Source organism: Nonomuraea sp. NPDC049486 (assembly GCF_040676925.1).
Lineage (GTDB): Bacteria > Actinomycetota > Actinomycetes > Streptosporangiales > Streptosporangiaceae > Nonomuraea > Nonomuraea ferruginea.
The window spans coordinates 147,705-165,638 of record NZ_JBFAPV010000003.1; the positions used below are offsets into that span (position 1 = coordinate 147,705).

The following is a 17,934-nucleotide window of genomic DNA, read 5'->3' on the forward strand; positions in this document are numbered from 1 at the left end:
AGTTTTGAGAACGCGATTTGACCATGGGGGCCGGGCATGAGCCATCCGCATCCTGATCTCGGCCCTCCTCCGGCGCTGCCTGAAGGCGGCCTGCGCATCGTCGCGCTGGGCGGGCTGGGTGAGATCGGCAGAAACATGGCGGTCTTCGAGTACGACGGCCGGCTGCTGATCGTCGACTGCGGGGTGCTCTTCCCCGAGCCCGAACAGCCAGGTGTCGACCTGATCCTGCCCGACTTCGACTACATCAGGGACCGGCTCGACCAGATCGAGGCCATCGTCCTGACACACGCCCACGAGGATCACATCGGGGCGGTGCCCTACCTGCTGCGCGAGCGGCGGGACATTCCCCTCGTCGGCTCCAAGCTCACCTTGGCGCTGATCGAGGCGAAGCTCACCGAACACCGGATCCAGCCGGTGAAGAACCAGGTGGTGGAGGGTGAGCGGCGCACGCTGGGGCCGTTCGACTGCGAGTTCCTGGCGGTCAACCACTCCATCCCGGATGCTCTGGCGGTGGCGATCAGGACGCCCGCCGGCATCGTGCTCCACACCGGCGACTTCCGGATGGACCAGTTGCCGAGCGACGGCAGGCTCACCGACCTGGGCGGGTTCGCCCGGCTCGGCAGCGAGGGCGTCGACCTGCTGATGTCCGACTCGACGAACGCCGAAGTGCCGGGGTTCGTCACCAGTGAGCGGGAGATCGGCCCGGTCATCGACGAGGTCATCCGTACCTCCGAACAGCGTGTGATCGTGGCGAGCTTCGCCTCGCACGTCCACCGCATCCAGCAGGTCATCGACGCCGCGGCCAAGCACGGCCGCAAGGTCGCGCTCGTCGGCCGCTCGATGGTGCGCAACATGGGGGTCGCCCGCGACCTGGGCTACCTCAATGTGCCGCCGGACCTCGTCGTCGACTCCCGCGACATCGAACAGTGGCCGCCGCAGGACGTCGTGCTGATCTGCACCGGCTCTCAGGGCGAGCCGATGGCGGCTCTGTCGAGGATGGCGAACCGCGACCATCCCATCCGCATCACCGAGGGCGACACGGTCCTGCTCGCGTCGTCGCTGGTGCCGGGTAACGAGACCGCGGTCAACAAGGTGATCAACGGGCTCTCCCGGTGGGGCGCCCGCGTCGTGCACAAGGGCAACGCCAAGGTGCACGTCTCCGGTCACGCGGCAGCCGGCGAGCTGCTCTACGTGCTGAACCTGACCCGGCCCTCCAACTTCATGCCGGTTCACGGAGAGTGGCGGCACCTGCGGGCACACGCCAAGCTGGCCTCGCTCACCGGCGTGCCCGAGGACCACATCGTGATCGCCGAGGACGGCGTCGTCGTCGACCTCGTCGACGGCCGCGCCAAGATCGTCGGCGCGGTGCACGCCGGTTACGTGTACGTGGACGGCTCGTCGGTCGGCGAGATCACGGACGTGTCGTTGAAGGACCGCAGGATCCTGGGCGACGAGGGCTTTATCTCCGTCGTCGTCGTGGTCGACTCGAGCACCGGCAAGCTCACCGCCGGGCCTGAGATCCACGCGCGCGGCTCGGGCATCGACCCGGCGCAGTTCGAGGAGTTCATCCCGCAGATCGAGAGGGCTCTCCAGGACAAGGCCGCCGACGGGGTGGTCGACATGCAGGAGATCCGTCGTGTGGTGCGCCGCACGGTGGGGCGCTGGGTGAGCGACACCTACCGCCGACGCCCGATGATCATCCCTGTGGTGGTCGAGGTCTGAGCAACGCACCGGTACGGCAGGCACACCCGCCTGCCGTACCGGCGGGACGAAGGATGTGTTGATCTTCGTGCTGAGAAGGCGTTCCCAGCCCTGACCGAAGTACATAAGGATCTTCGCGTCCTGTCTCGCCACGTTAGGTGAGCTTGAGGGATGGGCCTGTGGCCGGGCAAGCTCCCCTACAGGGTTGCCGCCAGCGCGTTCAGCGCCGCGGGTGGTACGGGTTCGCAAGTGGACAATCATCAGGTCCGCTCCGGCCTCGGCGAACGCGCGTGCGGCTGCGGCCGAGTCCCCGTCGTGGTGCACCTGGCTGTCGGACGGGTCCCGCGCTGAGTCCGCGCGGCGTCTATGGGTCCCCGTTACGCATCGGCACGGTGTTGATGGGGCCCGTCCTGCGTCGGCATGGTGTTGATGGGTTCTGTCCGAGATCCGCGCGGCGTCGATGCATCCCGTTCGGCGTCGGCACGGTGGTGATGGGTCCTGTCCGGCGTCCGCGCGGCGTTGATAGGTCCCGTCCCGCGTCGGTGCGGAGCCGACGGAGCATGTCATGTGCGCGGCGGAACTGCTCGATGGTGCCAATGTTGAAGTCCAGGGCTGGGCATGGCGTGGTGATCCGCAGTGTGCGCTTCTCGCCGCTGCTTCCGATGCCGATAGGCGGATGAGGCCGTTGCGTCCGCGCGCTCGCTGCGGGCGCCGATGAGCCGGAATCGCTCGCCGTGCATTGTGGCGGGCTCCTGCCGCAGCAGTCTGATCATCACCTGGCAGGCCTCCTTCAGACGATCGCTACGCTGCCGGCGAGCGGACCGGGCTGAGGCCTGCCCACGGCTGGCATATGGCGATGCTGTGTTGTCAAGCGTCTCTCCGTTGCAGCAGCCACAGGCCCGCGAGCACGGGGAGCACCGCGTAACAGGCCAGGAGAACGGCTGCCATCGGCGGCGGCAGCGAGGTGCCGTAGAGGCCCGGGGTGGTCAGGTCACCACTGATCTGGCGGGCAAGGGCGCTGATCATCGCCGAGCCGAGCCACTCGTTCCACGGTCCGGGGAGGTTGCCCACGATCATGGGGATGACGTAGACGAGCCCTACCAGCAGCGTGATCCCGCCTGCGGTGGAGCGCAGGATCGCTCCCAGGCCGAGCCCCAGTAGCGCGAACACCGGCACGGTCAGACTGAGGGCGACCAGCAGCGGCAGCTTGCCGGAGAACGGCGCCTGGTAGAGGCCGGAGAAGCGATCGCCGATGACCCAGCGGCACACGAGGTGCGTGCCGAAGACCACCACCGGCCCTGTCACCAGCCCGATCACGCCGACGACCGCAGCCTTGGCCGTCAGCACCGGCCAGCGCCGGGGGACCACGGTCAAGCTGGTCCTGATCAGCCCGGTCGCGTACTCCGAGGTCATGGCCAGCACGCCGAGGATGCCGAGGCTGAGCTGGGGAACGATCAGCACGACCTCCTCCAGCTCCGCGATGCGGGCCCTGGCCTGCTGAGCCGGAGACGCGCTGTCGTACATGCCGACCGCCATCTGCGCTATGCCGAAACCGAGCAGGACCCCGCCGAGGGCCAGCAGGATGGCGAGCCGGCTCGAACGTACGGAGTGGAGCTTGAGCCACTCGGCCGGCAGGACGTGTCTCATGGTCTGCCCGCCCGGTGTCCGGCGCTGCTCGCGGTGAGCGCGAGATAGGCGTCCTCCAGGGAGGGATAGCGAGCGGTGAGCTCCTCGACCGTGGCCTCCGCGATCAGCTTGCCCCTGCTCACGATGACGATGCGGTCGGCGGTCAGCGCCATCTCGCTCATCAGATGGCTGGAGAGCAGGATCGTCCTGCCTTGGGTGGCCAGCGAGCGCATCAGGTCGCGGATCCAGCGGACGCCGTCGGGATCGAGCCCGTTGACCGGCTCGTCGAAGATCAGCACACCGGGGTCGCCGAGCAGTGCCGCGGCGATGCCGAGGCGCTGCTTCATGCCGAGCGAGAAGCCGCCCACATGCTTGCGGGCGACGCCGTCGAGGCCGACGCGCTCCAGCAGCTCGGTCACACGCCGAGGGCCGATGCCGTTGGTGCGGGCCAGGCAGAGGAGATGGTCGCGGGCGCTCCGGCCTCCGTGGACGGCGCCGGCGTCGAGCAGGGCGCCGACCTCGCGCATGGGTGTGAGGAAAGTGGTGTAGCGCCTGCCGTTGACCAGTGCGTTGCCCGAGGTGGGGGCATCGAGGCCGAGGATCAGCCGCATGGTCGTCGACTTGCCCGCGCCGTTGGGGCCGAGGAAGCCGGTGACGTGCCCTGGGCGCGCGGTGAACGACAGGTCGTCGACGGCGAGCGTCGAGCCGTAGCGTTTCGTGAGGTGCTTGAGTTCGATCACGCCGTAAAGGGTGTGGCACGGAGGGGCTTCGTCACATCGGACCACGGTTCGAACCTCAAAGTCAGACCCTGGTCTGACGTGCGGAATCGAGGTCTAGGGCTACCGTCGTTCGCGTGAACGAGTCGCACCGCCTCTTCGTCGGGCCGCTGGGGCGCTCCCAGCTGATGGCGCTGGATCTGGTCGCCGCGCTGGCCTTCGTGTTGGTCGCCCTGACGGCGACGGTCAACGCCGCGGGGATCCCGCCGTGGGCCAGGCTGGCCATCCCGCTGGGTCTGGGGCTGCCGCTGGCACTGAGGAGAGTGTGGCCGCTGCCGGTCTTCCTCTTCACGGTTGCGCTGGCCGTCACGGCGGTGGTGAGCGGGGCGTTCAGCTTCGCGTACGTGTCGCCGGCTTACGCGCTCTACCTGGTGGCGGTGGCGGAAGACCGCGGCAGCTGGCTGCCCACCTCGACGATCGGGGTGCTCGCCCTGCTGACCGGGGTCGGGCTGGTGATGGTGGGCGGTGTGCCTCACCCCGAGGGGCCCGCATGGCTGCTGGGCGTCGACGAGGCGTTGTTCGGCATCGCCGCCCTCGGCGGCGCCTGGACGGTCGGCCGAGCCGTGCGCGAACGGCGGATGTACGCGACGCGCCATGCCGAGCGCCTGGCCGAGCAGGCCGTGGCCGAGGAGCGGCTGCGCATCGCCCGGGAGTTGCACGACGTGGTGACGCACAACGTGGGGCTGATCGCGGTCAAGGCGGGAGTGGCCAACCACGTCCTCGCCACGAAGCCGGAGGAGGCTCACGACGCGTTGCGGGTGATCGAGACCGCCAGCAGGAACGCGCTGGTCGAGATGCGCCACCTGCTGGGGGTGCTGCGTTCTTCGGAGAGCCCGGCCCGCGGTCCTGCGCCGGGGCTCCGCGGGTTGACTGGTCTGGCCGAGCAGGCCCGACAGGCTGGAGTGGACGTGGAGCTCGACGTCAGCATGGCGGGAGGTCAAGGTGGTCTGGAGATGCGGGAGAGCGCAATGGGCGGCATGTTCCCCGAGGCGCGGCAGATGAGGGCTGGCGAGACGTCGGGTCTAGCGGCGGGTCAGGCGGAGGGCGGGACAGGCCTCAGCACGCAGAGTGGATCAAGCTCCACGAGGAAAAGTGGATCAAGCTTCGGTACGCAGGATGATTCGAGCTTCGCTACGCAGGGTGTTTCGAGCTTCGGTACGCGGGATGGTTCGAGTTTCGCTACTCAGGATGGAGCAAGTTTCACGAAAGAGAGCGGATCAAGATTCACCACGCAGGGTGGATCACGTTTCACTACGGAGGGCGGATCACGCATCACTGCGCAGGGCCAATCGGGTCCTGCGGCGGCAAGTGGATCAGGTGCCAGAACGGAAAGTGGAGCGGGTCTCGCGACGGAGGAAGGAGATGACGGAGCGTCCACGCGGGACATGTCTTCTGGGGAGGAGGCGTCCGTGTACGGGAGGAGGTCCATGACGGGCAGGCAGTCCGCCGAGAAGGTGGGGGTTGCGGAGGGGGGAGCACCTGCTCAGCCTGTGCGGGGAAGGCTGCCTGAAGGGGTGGAGCTTTCCGTGTACCGGATCGTTCAGGAGGCGCTCACCAACGTGGTCAAGCATGCCGCGCCTGCGCGGTGCCGGGTGTCCGTGGTCGACGACGGGCGGGCGGTGCGGATCGAGGTCAGCGACGACGGGCCCGGTCATCGCACGATGACCGGCAGAGGGCCTGGTCACGGGCTGATCGGGATGCGGGAGCGGGTCATGATGTACGGCGGGACGTTCGAGGCGGGCGGAATGATCGGTCAAGGCTTCCGGGTCTCGGCCAGCCTCCCCTACGGGAGTGATTCATGATCCGGGTGCTGATTGCTGATGATCAGGCGCTGCTCCGGGGCAGCTTCAAGGTGCTGGTGGACTCCGAGCCCGATCTGGAGGTGGTGGGGGAGGCGTCGACGGGGGTGGAGGCCGTGGCCATGACCGAGCGGGAGCGGCCCGACGTCGTGCTCATGGACGTGCGTATGCCGGACATGGACGGCATCGAGGCGACAAGACTGATCGGGAAGGGCTCGCGGGTTCTCATCGTGACCATGTTCGACCTGGACGCGTACGTGTACGACGCGCTGCGGGCCGGGGCGAGCGGGTTCCTGCTCAAGGACACGCCACCGGCTGACCTGCTCGCCGCGATCAGGGTGGTGGCCAGAGGAGAGGCGCTGCTGGCTCCGACGGTCACGCGGCGGCTGATCGAGGAGTTCGCGCGGACGCCCGCGACGCCTCAGGTGCGTGGGCTGGAGGGGGTGACCGAGCGGGAACGGGAGGTGCTGACTCTGATCGCCCGCGGGCTGTCCAATGTGGAGATCACTCGGCATCTGCAGCTCAGTCTGGCGACGGTCAAAACCCATATCACTCGGTTACTGGCCAAACTCGATGCTCGTGACCGGGCGCAGCTGGTGATCGTGGCATACGAAAGCGGGCTGGTCTCGGTACCTCGGTGACGGCCGTGGCCTCCGCGTGACGGCCGGGCCTTATGTCGGCCTTGGTGTGGCTTGCCGCGGCGATGTCGTCCGTTCCTGACGGTCGGCTATGGAGCTTGACGAGGGGGATGAGGTGGAGGCGTGTTGGGATGCGTTGGGAACTCAGCGGCCTGCCATCGTGTGTGGGCTCCGCCGAAAGGGCCGCAGTGATGGCCTACTGCTTGGAGGAGCCAATGGGCGGTGTCCTCGGCCTGGCGGATGATCTCGCTCGGGTAGCCGAGTGTCAGCTGGTGTTCGGCGAACTCGTCCTCGTCGTCGAGGAAGAGGCGGCCGTCGCGCATCCTGACGACATCCAGGTCCAGGTCGAGCATGGTGACCTGGCCGTCACGCCATTCGGGGACGGTGGTGACGTCGACGTAGACCTCGATGCGGTGGGGCGGTGAGTTGAACGTGGCGGTCCACCAGGATGAGCGTGGGAAGAGCATCAGGGAGTCGTGGGGCCAGGTGACCTTCGGGCCTTCGCCTTTGCGGGCGACGGTTCCGCTGGGCACCGCGACCCAGGAGCCGTGTTCGTCCTCGCCGAGGAGCGTGCCGGGGTGATGCCAGTGCAACGCGCCGCCGTACTTCCTGTAGACGATCTCGATGTCACCCAACGCCCGTGCCTTTCCGCCGGATTCGGCGTTTTTGAGGGGGTTCGTGGTGGTGTCGGCTTTCGTACCAGGGGAGATGGGCAGGGTGCGGCGGCCGGTGTCGGGACGCCTGCTGATGCTTACGTGCTCATGATGCCAAAGCAGTCTGTGGGCGGACGAGACCCGGGATGGTCTTTCGCGGGTCTCGTCAGGGGGATGCCGCGGCAGTGGGGCGTGGAGGTGCGACACCCAGCGGCGCCGTGCTCACTGGGTGTCGCGTTCCGTTGGGTGTCGTGTCTCGGCTGGCGTCGGCTCCGTTGGGTGTCGTGTCTCGGCTGGCGTCGGCTCCGTTGGGTGACGTGCTTCGGCTGGCGTCAGCTCCGTTGCGTGCCGTGACTCCACTTGGTGTCGCGCCTCCTCCAGGCGGGACCTCGCTCCGAGTGGGACCCTGCTCCGAATGGGGCCTTGCTTCGGGTGGGGCCGCGCTTCACATCCGACCGTGGTCCACATCCGACCGTGGTCCACATCCGACCCTGCTCCACGAGGACTCTGCTCCGGTGTGACGGGTGCGGGCGCTTCGCGTCGCGAGTCGTCGCTGCGGGGTGTGGTGGATGCTGGGCGTGTCGGGCTATAGGCGGGTCAGTTCGAGGGCTTGGGCCATGGCGGTCAGACGTTGTGGGCTTGCCAAGCCTGCGTGGTACAGGTGGAACTCCGACGCGCCTGCCTTGGCGTAGGCGGTGAGGAGTTCGGCCAGTGTCTCCGGGTGGGCGGGGCGCGGGGGGAGGGCCAGGACGTACGCGCCGACCCGTTGGCCGGGGGTGCGCAGTTCGGCGAGGCGGGAGAGGCGGGCGGCGTCCGTGGCAGGGTCGCCCCAGCAGTTGCCCACCAGGACGTCGGCGCCGGGGTCGCCGGTGGGGAGGGCGGCGAAGGGGCCCGTCGCCCAAGGGTCGGGGTTGGCGTGCAAGGTGATCGGGATGTAAGGGGCGATCTCGCGGGCGGCGGTGATCAGGTGGTGGCGGAGGGAGGCCGAGAGCTCCACGCGGACGGCCCGTACCTCGTCCGCGAGCGGGCCGAGGGCTGCTTCCACGAGGCTCTTCGGGGCGTCGTGGGGCGGCGGTTCGGTGGGGGTGCCGTCGGCGGTGCGGGCGTGGGTTCGGGTGTCGGTGGGCGTGTGGAGGGCGGTGCCGGCGTGCGCTTGGGTGTCGAGGGCGGTGGGCGTGTGGAGGGCGGTGCCGGCGTGCGCTTGGGTGTCGAGGGCGGCGGCGTGGGGCCGGGTGTCCGTGTCGAGGGAGGGGCGGACCTCGGCTGAGGTGTCGGTGTCGATGGCGTTGCGGACTCGGGTTCGGGTGTCGGTGGGGTAGCGGGGGGCGCAGGAGGCGCAGAAGCAGAGGGACATCAGGTCCGGGTCGTAGCCGGCGCCCGAGGTCTTCTCGTGGACGCCCTGGTGGGCGAAGCCCATGGGGCCGCAGCCCTCCAGGATGAGGCCGTCGGGGCGGCCCGCCACCAGCACCTCGCGCACCAGTCGTTCGCAGTACTCGGCGACGTCGGGGGCCGACAGGCAGAGCGCGTACGGGTAAGGGTCGCCGAAGGCGTTGCGTACGACGAGGTGGGGGAAGGCGGTGCCGAGTTGGGCGTTGTGGGTGAGCACGGTCCAGGCGTGCACGCGCAGGCCGGCCGCGCGCAGGGCCGACTGGGCCAGGAGGTACGCGTCGGGGGTGGTCCAGGTCGGGGTGGCGGGGGTGAGCCGGCCCCAGGCTTCGGGACGTACGGGAAGGTAGAAGGCGGCGTGGGGGACGTCGAGGACGCGGTGCGCGGGGTGGAAGGGGGTGGCCGCGCGGGTGGAGTGGTAGGAGGCGGCGAGGGCGACGGTCGTCACGCCGAGTGCGGCGATGCGCTCGGCGGCGGCGGGGTCCCCGACGACGTCCCAGGGGTAGACGTAGGCGACGTTCACCACCGCGGCCTCCTCGCGGTGAAGCCGGGCTGGAAGCGCCGCATGTACGTGGTGTCGTCGCGGGCGGTGACGCCGCACTTCCGATACTGCTCGTGCATGACGGCCAGCGCGTCGCGGTCGAGTTCGACGCCCAGACCGGTGCCGGAGGGCACCGGGACGGCGCCGCCTTCGAAGCGCAGCGCGCCGGGCGCGACCACGTCCTGGCCGTCCTGCCAGGGGGTGTGCGTGTCGCAGGCGTGGGTGAGGTTGGGGGTGGCGGCGGCCAGGTGGGTCATGGCGGCGAGACTGATGCCGAGATGGGAGTTGGAGTGCATCGACAGTTCGAGCCCGAAGGTGCCGCAGAGCGCGGCGACCTGGGCGGAGCGCTGCAGGCCGCCCCAGTAATGGTGGTCGAGCAGGAGCACGCCGATGGCGCCGGCGGCGATGGCCTCGGGGAGGTGCTCCGGGGTGACGACGCACATGTTGGTGGCCAGCGGCATCGGCACCCTGGCCGCGACCTCCGCCATGCCGGGGATGTCCGGCGTGGGGTCCTCCAGATACTCCAGCGCGCCCTCCAACTCCCGGCCCACCCGGACGGAGGTTTCGACGCTCCAGGCGGCGTTCGGGTCCAGGCGCAGCGGCACGCCGGGGAACGCCTCGTGCAGCGCCCTGATCGCCTCGATCTCCTCGTCGGGCGGGAAGACGCCGCCCTTGAGCTTGATCGAGGTGAAGCCGTGCTCCTTGATGAACAGCGCCGCCTGCTCGACGATCCCGGCCGGGTCGAGCGCCTCGCCGAACCTGTCCGGCTCCTGGCCGGGGTGACCCGCCCACTTGTAGAAGAGATAGGCGCTGTACGGGACGGCGTCGCGGACCCGGCCCCCGAGCAGGTCGACCACGGGGACCCCGGCGGCCTTGCCGCGGATGTCCAGGCAGGCGACCTCGAACGGGGAGAAGACCCGGTCGATGCTCTTCTCCTTGGTGGCCACGCCGGTCAGCCCGTGCAGGTCGCTGACGGCGTCGCCAACGGTGGCCGCGACGCGCGCGTACATCTGGTTGGTGTGGTGCACGTCCAGGCCGACCAGCGCCTGCGCGCACTCGCGTACCTTGGACAGGTGTCCCAGGTCGCCGTACGTCTCGCCGAGACCGGTCAGGCCCTCGTCGGTCACCAGCTCGACGATCGTGCGCAGCGCCCAGGGTTCGTGCACTCCGGCGGCGTTCAGGAGGGGCGGATCCTTGAAGGCTACGGGGGTGACGTGGATCTGCCTGATGATCATGTGATCGCCGTCCATGTATGTGAACAGGGGCCAGGTTTGTGGACAGAATGCGGCAACTGTAAGAATCGAGCTGAGAAGGTGTCAAGACTCCGAAGGGCCATTCGATGATCTACGGATACGACCCCAGGACCGGTGAGCCCGTGGGCGCCGGCGTGGCCGAGACCGACCGAGCCGGGGTCGACCTGGTGGTCTCCGCCGCCGTGGCAGCGGGCCAGGCGTGGCGGGCGACCCCGGCGGAAGACCGCGCGGTGGCGCTGGAGGCTGTCGCGGACGCGCTGGACGCGCACGCCGACGAGCTGTGGCGGCTCGCCGACGAGGAGACGGCGCTCGGCGAGGCACGGCTGCGCGGCGAGGTGGGCCGCACCACGGGCCAGTTCAGGTTCTTCGCCCGGGTGATCAGGGACGGCGGCTACCTCGACGCGATCATCGATCACGCCGAGCCGCCGCGGCCGGACGTGCGGCGCGTGAAGCGGCCGCTGCCCGGTGTGGTGGCGGTGTTCGCGGCCAGCAACTTCCCCTTCGCGTTCTCGGTGGCCGGCGGCGACACCGCGTCCGCGCTGGCGGCCGGCTGCCCGGTGGTGGTCAAGGCGCATCCCGGTCATCCCGGCACCTCCGAGCGGGTGGCCAAGCTGGTACGCGACGCGCTCCCGTACCCTGACCTGCTGGGTCTGGTGCACGGCCTCGACGCCGGCGCCGACCTGGTGCGGCACCCGGCGGTGGTCGCGGCGGGGTTCACCGGGTCCGTCGCGGGGGGCAAGGCGATCCAGCGGCTCATCGACGAGCGCGAGGTGCCGATCCCGTTCTTCGGCGAGCTGGGCAGCGTGAACCCCGTCGTGGTGCTGCCGTCGGCGTCCGCGCAGCAGGTCGCCACCGGCTTCGCCGCCTCGCTGACCCAGGGGGTGGGGCAGTTCTGCACCAACCCGGGGCTGATGTTCGTGCCCGAGGGCGACGAGCTGCGCAAGGCGCTGGCCGAGGCCGTCGAGGGCACCAGCGGCGGGCCGATGCTGGCCGAGCGGATCCGCGAGGGCTACCTGGGCGGTCTGGACCGGCTCGGGCAGCTGGAGCTGCTGGCCGAGGGCTCGCCGGGGGAGGGCGGCTGGTCGGTGACGCCCAAGGTGTTCACCACCGATCTCGACACCTTCGCCGAGAAGCTGCCCGGCATCGGTGAGGAGTGCTTCGGGCCGGCCTCGATCGTGGTCACCTACCGTGAGGTCGGCGACCTGCCGCCGGTGCTGGAACGGTTGGAGGGCTCGCTCACCGCCACCGTGCACGCCGCCGACGCCGGTGAGGCGGAGCCGCTGGTCGACGTGCTCGGCCGGAAGGCCGGGCGGCTGATCTGGAACGGCTGGCCCACCGGCGTGGCCGTCACCTGGGCCATGCATCACGGCGGCCCCTGGCCGGCCACGACCACGGCGACCACCTCGGTCGGCGCCACGGCCATCGACCGCTGGCTGGAGCCCACGGCCTACCAGGACTGGCCCGAGGCGCTGCTGCCTGACGAGCTGAAGGACGACAACCTCCTGGGAATCCCCCGCCGTGTGGACGGCGTACTCGGACGGTAGAACGGCGGCCCGGGTGGGCGCCGCGGCCGCAGGGAGACGCGGTCCTCCCGGCGGCATGTCCGGTCAGGAGCCGGCTACCCCCACCGCGGGAGGGCATGACCCTCCCGCGGTGAGGGACGGGTCAGGCGCCGATGATCTCCATGCCGGCGGCGATGATCTTCTCCAGCTCCGCCACGTGCTCCGGTGCGGGGTCGACCAGGGGTGGCCGTACCCCGCCCACGTCCAGCCCGCGCAGTCGTACGCCGGCCTTGACCAGCGAGACCGCGTACCCCGGGACCTGGTCGCGCAGCTCCACCAGGGGCTTGTAGAAGCCCGTCAGCAGGCGGCGGGTCAGCTCCTCGTCGCCGGAGGTGATCGCCCGGTAGAAGGCCAGCGCGACCTCCGGGGCGAACGCGAACGCGGCGCTGGAGTAGAGGTTCACCCCCAGCCCCCGGTAGGCGGGCACGGTCAGCTCGGCCGTCGGCAGCCCGTTGAAGAACGTGAAGTCCGGCCCCGCCGACTCGCGCACGGTCAGGATGATGCGCTGGAGCAGGTCGAGGTCGCCCAGCCCGTCCTTGAACCCGATCACCTCCGGCATCCGCGCCAGCTCGGCGACGGCGGCGGGGGAGAAGCGGGCGTTGTTGCGCTGGTAGATGATGACGGGCAGCCCGCCCGCCAGGGCGACGTCGCGCACGTAGTCGACCAGGCCTTCCGGCGGCGCGCTGACCAGGTACGGGGGCATGATGAGCAGCCCGTCGGCGCCCTCCGCGGCGGCCGTGCGGGCCAGCGTCCTGGCTTCGGGGAGCGTGCCGCCAGCGCCCGCGAAGACGGGCACCCGCCCGCCCGCGGCGGCCACGGACGCCCGCACCGTGGTGGTGTAGTCGCCGGGGCCGAGGGCGTTGAACTCACCCGTCCCGCACGCGGTGAACACCCCTCCCGCCCCCGCCGTGACTCCGGCGTCGACGTGCCGGCCGAGCGTCTCCCCGGCCACCTCGCCGTCGGGACCGAACGGGGTCACCGGGAAGAACAGAACGCCTTCTAGCCGCATCAGCGCCTCCTTTTACCGGATGCCCTCTCGCCGGAGAGTGGCAGCCAGCTTGTGGGTGTGTGTGATCACCGCTTCGATGACCCGCTCGATCTGGGCGGGCGGCAGGTCTGCCGGCATCGAGCAGCTGATCGCGTCGGTGGCCGGGATCCGGTAGTCGACCGTGACGGCCACGCAGGCCACGCCCGACGTGCCCTGCTCGCGTTCGTAAGCCCAGCCCCGGGTGCGGACCTGGTCGAGCTCGCCGGTCAGTTTGCCCAGGTCGGTGATCGTGTGGTCGGTGATGCCGGGCAGCGGGTCGGGGAGCAGGGCCTTGACCTCGTCGTCGGTGAGCTGGGCGAGCAGCACCTGGCCGAGCGCGGTCACGTGGGCGGGCAGCCGCCTGCCCACCCGGGGGATGATGTGGTGGGCGTCGCGGGATTCGCGGGTGGCCAGATAGAGGACGTGCGCCTCGTCCCTGCGGGCGAAGTGGGCGGTCTGCCCGGTCTCCTCCCTGAGGTCCTCCAGCGTCGCCTGGGCGAACGGCAGCGCCGGGTCCTTGTCCAGATAGGCGGTCCCGGTCAGCAGCGCGTGCGGGCCGATGCCGAAGGCCGACCGGGCGGCGTCGGTCTCCACCCAGTTGAGCTCCACCAGCGTGCGCATCAGCGCGTGCAGGCTGCTGCGCGGGAACCCGGTGAGCTGTTGCACCTCCGACAGCGTCAGCGTGCCCGGGGCGGCGGCGAGGGCCTCCAGGATGCGTACGGTCCGCTCGGCGGACTTGACCAGCTGCGGCTCCATGATCGTCCCATCTCGACTGCGACTTATGGGTGTCAGGATATGGGATGTCGTCCAGATACATGGACACAGGTCACCCCTTCACCGCCCCACTCGTCAGACCGCGCATGAACTGCCGCTGGAAGGCGAGGAACGCGATGATCGACGGCAGCAGCGCCAGCAGCGTGGCCGCCAGCAGCACGCCGATGCCCACCTCCTCGTCGGAGCGGAGCGAGCGCAGCGCGATGGGCAGCGTCCACATGCTCGACTCGGGCGCCACGATGAGCGGCAGCAGGTACTGGTCCCAGATCATGGTGAAGCCGAAGACGCCGATCACGCCGAGCGCGGGCCGGCACAGCGGCAGGATGACGGTGAAGAACGTGCGCAGCTCGCCCGCCCCGTCGATGCGCGCGGCCTCCTCCAGCTCGACCGGCACCTCCTTCATGAACTCCGTCATGACCAGGATCGAGAAGCCCCAGGCGCCGACCGGCAGGATCATGCCCGCGTACGTGCCGATCAGGTTGACGTTCAGCAGCGGCATGTCGGCGAGCACGAGGGAGAGCGGGATCGCGATGATCTCCTCGGGCATCATCATCGTGGCCAGCATGATCAGCATGACCACGCCCATGCCGCGGAACCTCTTGCGCGCCAGCGAGTAGGCGGCGAACACGCTCACGATCATCTGCAGCAGCAGCCCGAACCCGACCACCACGAAGGAGTTGAACAGGTAGAGATAGACGTTGCGGTCGGCGGCGTGCACGAAGTTGTCGAACGTGAACTCGTCCGGCCACCAGGTGAAGGAGGTCGGGTCGAGCGTCTTGTTGAAGGCGCTGATCAGCAGCCCGAGCAGCGGCCCGGTGAACACCACCACCATGCCCGAGTAGAGCAGGATCTTGCCCGCGGTGGCGAACGGCCCGCGCCGCGACTCCAGCCCCAGCGCGCTGTCGAACCTCATCATGCCGCCTGCCTCCTGCGCATGAGCTGGACCAGTACGGTGAGCACGAGCGTGGCAGCGAACAGCACGATCCCGCCCGCCGAGGCGATGCCCAGCTCGCCGGTCTGGAAGCCGAGTTTGTAGATGAGCGTCATCAGCACCTCGGACGAGCCGTTCGGCCCGCCGTTGGTGAGCACGTACACCTCGACGAACACGCGCAGGCCGCGGATGGCGGCGAGCGTGAACAGGATCCAGAACACCGGCCGCAGCGCGGGCAGCGTGATGTGCCGCAGCCGCCTCCAGGTGGACGCGCCGTCCACCGCCGCGGCCTCGTACAGCGTGCGGTCGATGCCGACCAGCCCAGCCAGGAAGATCATCATGTCGTACGGGGTGCCGCGCCAGATGTTCATGACCATGATCGACAGCAGCGAGGAGTCCTCGTCGGCCAGGAAGGGCTGCGGGGCGATCCCCACCCAGCCGAGGATCATGTTGAGCGTGCCGGTGTCGCCCGGGTGGTACATGATCCGCCACACCTCGGCGACGGCCGCCATGGTGACAACGACCGGCAGGAAGGCTGCGGTCCTGACGAACCAGAGATACCTGGCCGGCCCCTCGATCAGGAGCGCGAGGCCCAGCCCGAACACGATCGAGCCGGCCGTGGTGCCCAGCGCCAGCACCAGGCTGTGCCAGATCGCCGAGCGGAAGGCGTCGTCGGTGAGAATGGTCGCGTAGTTGTCCAGCCCGACCCAGGTGCTGTCGATGTAGCGGATCTCCTGGAGGCTCATCGTCAGCCCGGTGAACATCGGGATGAACTTGAAGTACAGGAACAGCAGCAGGGCGGGCGCCAGGAAGGCCCAGGCGACCAGCGGCCCCCGCCAGCGCGCCCGGCGGGGCGGCTGGCCGGGGGCGGCGGCCCGCGGTGGCGGCGCCGTGGTCAGCGTCGGGGTCATGATGCCTTTTGACTCTGCAGTTCCTGGGTCAGCTTGGTGTTGAGCGCGTCCATCTCCGCCTTGACGTCCTTGGCGCAGTCGGCCCACACCGTGTTGATCGAGTCGGCGGAGGTCTGCCGGATCGGCGCCCAGTTCGGCACCGGGTGGGCGTAGACGGCGTCGGCGTAGGCGTCCTGGAACACCTGCCAGCGCGGGTCCTGGCGCTCGGCGGCCATGTCGACCTCGGAGCTGACCGGCAGGCGGACGATGGCGCCGTTGGCGTCCTTGTTCATGCCGATCCGCTGGCCTTCGGCGGAGATGGCGAACTCGGCGAACTTCTTCTGGCCCTCGGTGTTGCCCGATCCGGCCATCAGGTAGACGTTCTCGCCCTCGCCCAGCGTGCCGGGGCCGCCCGACGGGCCCTTGGGCACCGGGTAGACCTCGATCTTGTCGGTGCCGATGCTCTCCACGAACCGGGCGAGCACGTACGGGCCGGTCAGGTAGATGCCGCCCTGGCCCTTCTCGAACACCTCGTGGGTGACCGTGGTGTCGTTGCTGACCGCGCCCGGGTTGACGGTCTTGGTCTTGCAGAACTGGTCCTGGAGGAACTGCACCGCCTCGACGGCCTTGGGGTCGCTCATGGCGGAGGTGAACGTGCCGGAACCTGACGCGGAGACGAAGTCGCCGCCGTTGCCGTAGATGAACGAGGAGGCGTACCAGGACGCGTAGCCGCGCTTGGTGCTCGCCGGGATGACGAAGCCGGCGGTGTCGTTCTCGCCGTTGCCGTCGGGGTCCTTCTCGGTGAAGGCGGTGGCCAGCGCGGCGAGGTCCTCCCAGGTCTGGGGGATCTCCATGCCGACCTTCTCGCGCCAGTCCTTGCGGGCGATGATGGCGAAGGCCTGCGCGGAGAATGGCGCCGCCCAGGTCTTGCCGTCGCTCGCGGTGGCGGCCTTCCATGCGAGGTCGGAGACCTTGTCGCCGCCCGCCAGGGAGGCCCGGTCGACCTCGGTCAGCCAGCCCTGGGTCTGCATGTTGCCGATCTGGGCGGTGTCGTTGATGACGATGTCGGGCAGATCGCGCTGCGCCGCCTGCTGCTGCAGCTTGGTCTCGAAGTCGTCGAAGAGGGCGACCACCTTGGTCTGGATCCCGCTGGCCTTGGTGAACGCCTCGGCGAGGCGCTGCGCTGTCTTGGCCGACTCCGAATCGGGCGCCTGCCTGATCCAGATCTCCAGCGCGTCGTCCGTGCTTGAGCCTGTTCCCCCGGAGCCGCAGCCTGTCAGCGTAACGGCCAGGGTCGTGGCCAGCGCGACCCCGAGCAGACGACGTGACATAAGACCGCCTCCTGTTCACATATGTGACAAGTGTCGTGGATGTGGGCGAGTCTTGAAGAAAGTAACCAGTGACACACATCACGGTCAATATTCAAGAATGTGAATCTGGGCCAGTGTTGTGTACAACGGGGGAATGCGCATTCTCATGACCGGCGCCGCAGGGAAAGTCGGCACGCTGCTCCGTCCCCGTCTCGCCCGTGACGGCCGGACGCTGCGCCTGTCGGACCTGGCGCCGCTCGAAACCGGACCCGGCGAGGAACTGGCCGTGGCCGACCTCACCGACGAGCTCGCCATGGCCGCCGCGATGCGGGACGTCGACGCGGTGCTCCACCTCGGCGGCCAGAGCCGCGAGCACCCGTGGGCCGACATCGTGCGGGCCAACATGGACGGCACCTACGTGCTCATGGAGGCCGCCCGCGCGGCGGGTGTCGAACACGTGGTGCTGATGAGCAGCCACCACGCCGCCGGCTTCCACACCCGGCCGCCCTCCGGCGGGGAGCTGGCCGACTACGCCTTCCCGCGCCCCGACACGTACTACGGCGTGAGCAAGCTCGTGATGGAGGGGCTGGGCAGCCTCTACCACGACAGGTTCGGCATGCACGTGACCGCCATCAGGCTCGGCACCTGCAACGAGCGCTCCGCCGACACCCGCGGCCTGGCCACCTGGATCTCACCGGACGACCTGGCCCGGCTGGTGGAGGCCGCGCTGACGGCGACCGGCTTCCACGTCGTGTGGGGCGTCTCCGACAACGCCCGCAGGTGGTGGTCGCTGAAGGAGGCGGAGGCCATCGGGTACGAGTCGCGCGACAGCTCCGAGTCGTACGCCGCGGAGATCATCGCCGAGCAGGGCGAGCCGGACCTGAGCGACCCGTTGCACGACCGGGTCGGCGGGGTCTTCACCTTGAAGGAGCTCGGCGGCTCCTGGTGACCGTTTCTGCTCGATAGCCGCCCCGATCGATCAGGTCAGGGCGGCTGTCGGCATGCCCGGACTCTTTCGCCGTGAAGTGCAACCGGTTGTAGTGGAGGTGGGTCAGAGCGAAAATGTT

At 69.5% G+C, this 17,934-nt stretch carries 14 protein-coding genes and 1 pseudogene; 5 read left to right on the forward strand and 10 right to left on the reverse strand.

Annotated elements, in window-relative coordinates:
- The first annotated feature begins 36 nt into the window (after window positions 1–36).
- Entirely contained in the window at window positions 37–1,722 is a 1,686-nt protein-coding gene (locus tag AB0K05_RS09595; RefSeq protein WP_148033588.1) for a ribonuclease J, read from the forward strand.
- A gap of 846 nt (window positions 1,723–2,568) precedes the next feature.
- Here the strand turns inward: AB0K05_RS09595 and AB0K05_RS09600 are convergent.
- Both AB0K05_RS09600 and AB0K05_RS09605 read right to left on the reverse strand, forming a co-directional pair.
- Complete coding sequence (locus AB0K05_RS09600) at window positions 2,569–3,348, reverse strand: ABC transporter permease (protein WP_364228186.1); 780 nt, start codon at window positions 3,346–3,348, stop codon at window positions 2,569–2,571.
- An 80-nt stretch (window positions 3,349–3,428) separates the two neighbouring features.
- A pseudogene (locus AB0K05_RS09605) lies at window positions 3,429–4,067 on the reverse strand (ATP-binding cassette domain-containing protein); the annotation flags it as partial.
- Between the two features lie 164 nt (window positions 4,068–4,231).
- Here AB0K05_RS09605 and AB0K05_RS09610 point away from each other — a divergent pair.
- Together AB0K05_RS09610 and AB0K05_RS09615 are read left to right on the forward strand one after the other, a co-directional pair.
- Window positions 4,232–5,905 (forward strand): histidine kinase, encoded by a 1,674-nt coding sequence (locus tag AB0K05_RS09610; protein ID WP_364228188.1) that lies wholly within the window; start codon window positions 4,232–4,234, stop codon window positions 5,903–5,905.
- Window positions 5,902–6,543, forward strand: coding sequence for a response regulator transcription factor (locus tag AB0K05_RS09615; RefSeq protein ID WP_364228190.1), 642 nt, complete (start codon window positions 5,902–5,904; stop codon window positions 6,541–6,543). Before AB0K05_RS09610 ends, AB0K05_RS09615 begins: the two co-directional genes overlap by 4 nt.
- A gap of 86 nt (window positions 6,544–6,629) precedes the next feature.
- Here AB0K05_RS09615 and AB0K05_RS09620 read toward each other — a convergent pair whose 3' ends face one another.
- The 3 genes from AB0K05_RS09620 to AB0K05_RS09630 all read right to left on the reverse strand — a co-directional run bounded on the left by AB0K05_RS09620 (window position 6,630) and on the right by AB0K05_RS09630 (window position 10,355).
- Entirely contained in the window at window positions 6,630–7,175 is a 546-nt protein-coding gene (locus AB0K05_RS09620; protein WP_364228192.1) for a DUF402 domain-containing protein, read from the reverse strand.
- A gap of 604 nt (window positions 7,176–7,779) precedes the next feature.
- Entirely contained in the window at window positions 7,780–9,105 is a 1,326-nt protein-coding gene (locus tag AB0K05_RS09625) for a hypothetical protein (RefSeq protein ID WP_364228194.1), read from the reverse strand.
- Window positions 9,099–10,355, reverse strand: a complete 1,257-nt coding sequence (locus AB0K05_RS09630) for a glucarate dehydratase family protein (RefSeq protein WP_364228196.1) — start codon at window positions 10,353–10,355, stop codon at window positions 9,099–9,101. The genes AB0K05_RS09625 and AB0K05_RS09630 overlap by 7 nt, the downstream gene beginning before the upstream one ends.
- A gap of 104 nt (window positions 10,356–10,459) precedes the next feature.
- On the opposite strand from AB0K05_RS09630, the gene AB0K05_RS09635 reads away from it, so the two are divergent.
- Window positions 10,460–11,917 carry an aldehyde dehydrogenase (NADP(+)) gene (locus AB0K05_RS09635; protein WP_364228198.1) on the forward strand — a complete coding sequence of 486 codons (1,458 nt, stop codon included), beginning with the start codon at window positions 10,460–10,462 and terminating at the stop codon, window positions 11,915–11,917.
- 121 nt (window positions 11,918–12,038) lie between these two features.
- Here the strand turns inward: AB0K05_RS09635 and AB0K05_RS09640 are convergent, their stop codons facing one another.
- The 5 genes from AB0K05_RS09640 to AB0K05_RS09660 all read right to left on the reverse strand — a co-directional run bounded on the left by AB0K05_RS09640 (window position 12,039) and on the right by AB0K05_RS09660 (window position 16,888).
- Window positions 12,039–12,944, reverse strand: a complete 906-nt coding sequence (locus AB0K05_RS09640) for a 5-dehydro-4-deoxyglucarate dehydratase (RefSeq protein WP_219544186.1) — start codon at window positions 12,942–12,944, stop codon at window positions 12,039–12,041.
- Window positions 12,945–12,956: 12 nt separating this feature from the next.
- Window positions 12,957–13,718, reverse strand: coding sequence for an IclR family transcriptional regulator (locus AB0K05_RS09645; protein WP_148033578.1), 762 nt, complete (start codon window positions 13,716–13,718; stop codon window positions 12,957–12,959).
- A gap of 70 nt (window positions 13,719–13,788) precedes the next feature.
- Entirely contained in the window at window positions 13,789–14,652 is an 864-nt protein-coding gene (locus AB0K05_RS09650) for a carbohydrate ABC transporter permease (RefSeq protein ID WP_364228201.1), read from the reverse strand.
- Window positions 14,649–15,578: a sugar ABC transporter permease gene (locus AB0K05_RS09655; RefSeq protein ID WP_219544184.1), complete on the reverse strand. Its 930-nt coding sequence runs from the start codon at window positions 15,576–15,578 to the stop codon at window positions 14,649–14,651. Before AB0K05_RS09655 ends, AB0K05_RS09650 begins: the two co-directional genes overlap by 4 nt.
- Window positions 15,575–16,888, reverse strand: coding sequence for a sugar ABC transporter substrate-binding protein (locus AB0K05_RS09660; RefSeq protein WP_364228203.1), 1,314 nt, complete (start codon window positions 16,886–16,888; stop codon window positions 15,575–15,577). Before AB0K05_RS09660 ends, AB0K05_RS09655 begins: the two co-directional genes overlap by 4 nt.
- Before the next feature lie 133 nt (window positions 16,889–17,021).
- Here AB0K05_RS09660 and AB0K05_RS09665 point away from each other — a divergent pair, with 133 nt between their 5' ends.
- Window positions 17,022–17,816: an NAD(P)-dependent oxidoreductase gene (locus AB0K05_RS09665; RefSeq protein WP_364228205.1), complete on the forward strand. Its 795-nt coding sequence runs from the start codon at window positions 17,022–17,024 to the stop codon at window positions 17,814–17,816.
- Window positions 17,817–17,934 lie beyond the last annotated feature (118 nt).

What these genes read in the sequence shown, in the direction of transcription:
- AB0K05_RS09615 (WP_364228190.1), top strand. Translation starts at nt 5,902, where the DNA reads ATGATCCGGGTGCTGATTGCTGATGATCAGGCGCTGCTCCGGGGCAGC.
- AB0K05_RS09635 (WP_364228198.1), top strand. Translation starts at nt 10,460, where the DNA reads ATGATCTACGGATACGACCCCAGGACCGGTGAGCCCGTGGGCGCCGGC.
- AB0K05_RS09655 (WP_219544184.1), bottom strand. Translation starts at nt 15,578, where the DNA reads ATGACCCCGACGCTGACCACGGCGCCGCCACCGCGGGCCGCCGCCCCC.
- AB0K05_RS09630 (WP_364228196.1), bottom strand. Translation starts at nt 10,355, where the DNA reads ATGATCATCAGGCAGATCCACGTCACCCCCGTAGCCTTCAAGGATCCG.
- AB0K05_RS09645 (WP_148033578.1), bottom strand. Translation starts at nt 13,718, where the DNA reads ATGGAGCCGCAGCTGGTCAAGTCCGCCGAGCGGACCGTACGCATCCTG.
- AB0K05_RS09595 (WP_148033588.1), top strand. Translation starts at nt 37, where the DNA reads ATGAGCCATCCGCATCCTGATCTCGGCCCTCCTCCGGCGCTGCCTGAA.
- AB0K05_RS09665 (WP_364228205.1), top strand. Translation starts at nt 17,022, where the DNA reads ATGCGCATTCTCATGACCGGCGCCGCAGGGAAAGTCGGCACGCTGCTC.
- AB0K05_RS09660 (WP_364228203.1), bottom strand. Translation starts at nt 16,888, where the DNA reads ATGTCACGTCGTCTGCTCGGGGTCGCGCTGGCCACGACCCTGGCCGTT.
- AB0K05_RS09610 (WP_364228188.1), top strand. Translation starts at nt 4,232, where the DNA reads ATGGCGCTGGATCTGGTCGCCGCGCTGGCCTTCGTGTTGGTCGCCCTG.
- AB0K05_RS09600 (WP_364228186.1), bottom strand. Translation starts at nt 3,348, where the DNA reads ATGAGACACGTCCTGCCGGCCGAGTGGCTCAAGCTCCACTCCGTACGT.
- AB0K05_RS09640 (WP_219544186.1), bottom strand. Translation starts at nt 12,944, where the DNA reads ATGCGGCTAGAAGGCGTTCTGTTCTTCCCGGTGACCCCGTTCGGTCCC.
- AB0K05_RS09650 (WP_364228201.1), bottom strand. Translation starts at nt 14,652, where the DNA reads ATGATGAGGTTCGACAGCGCGCTGGGGCTGGAGTCGCGGCGCGGGCCG.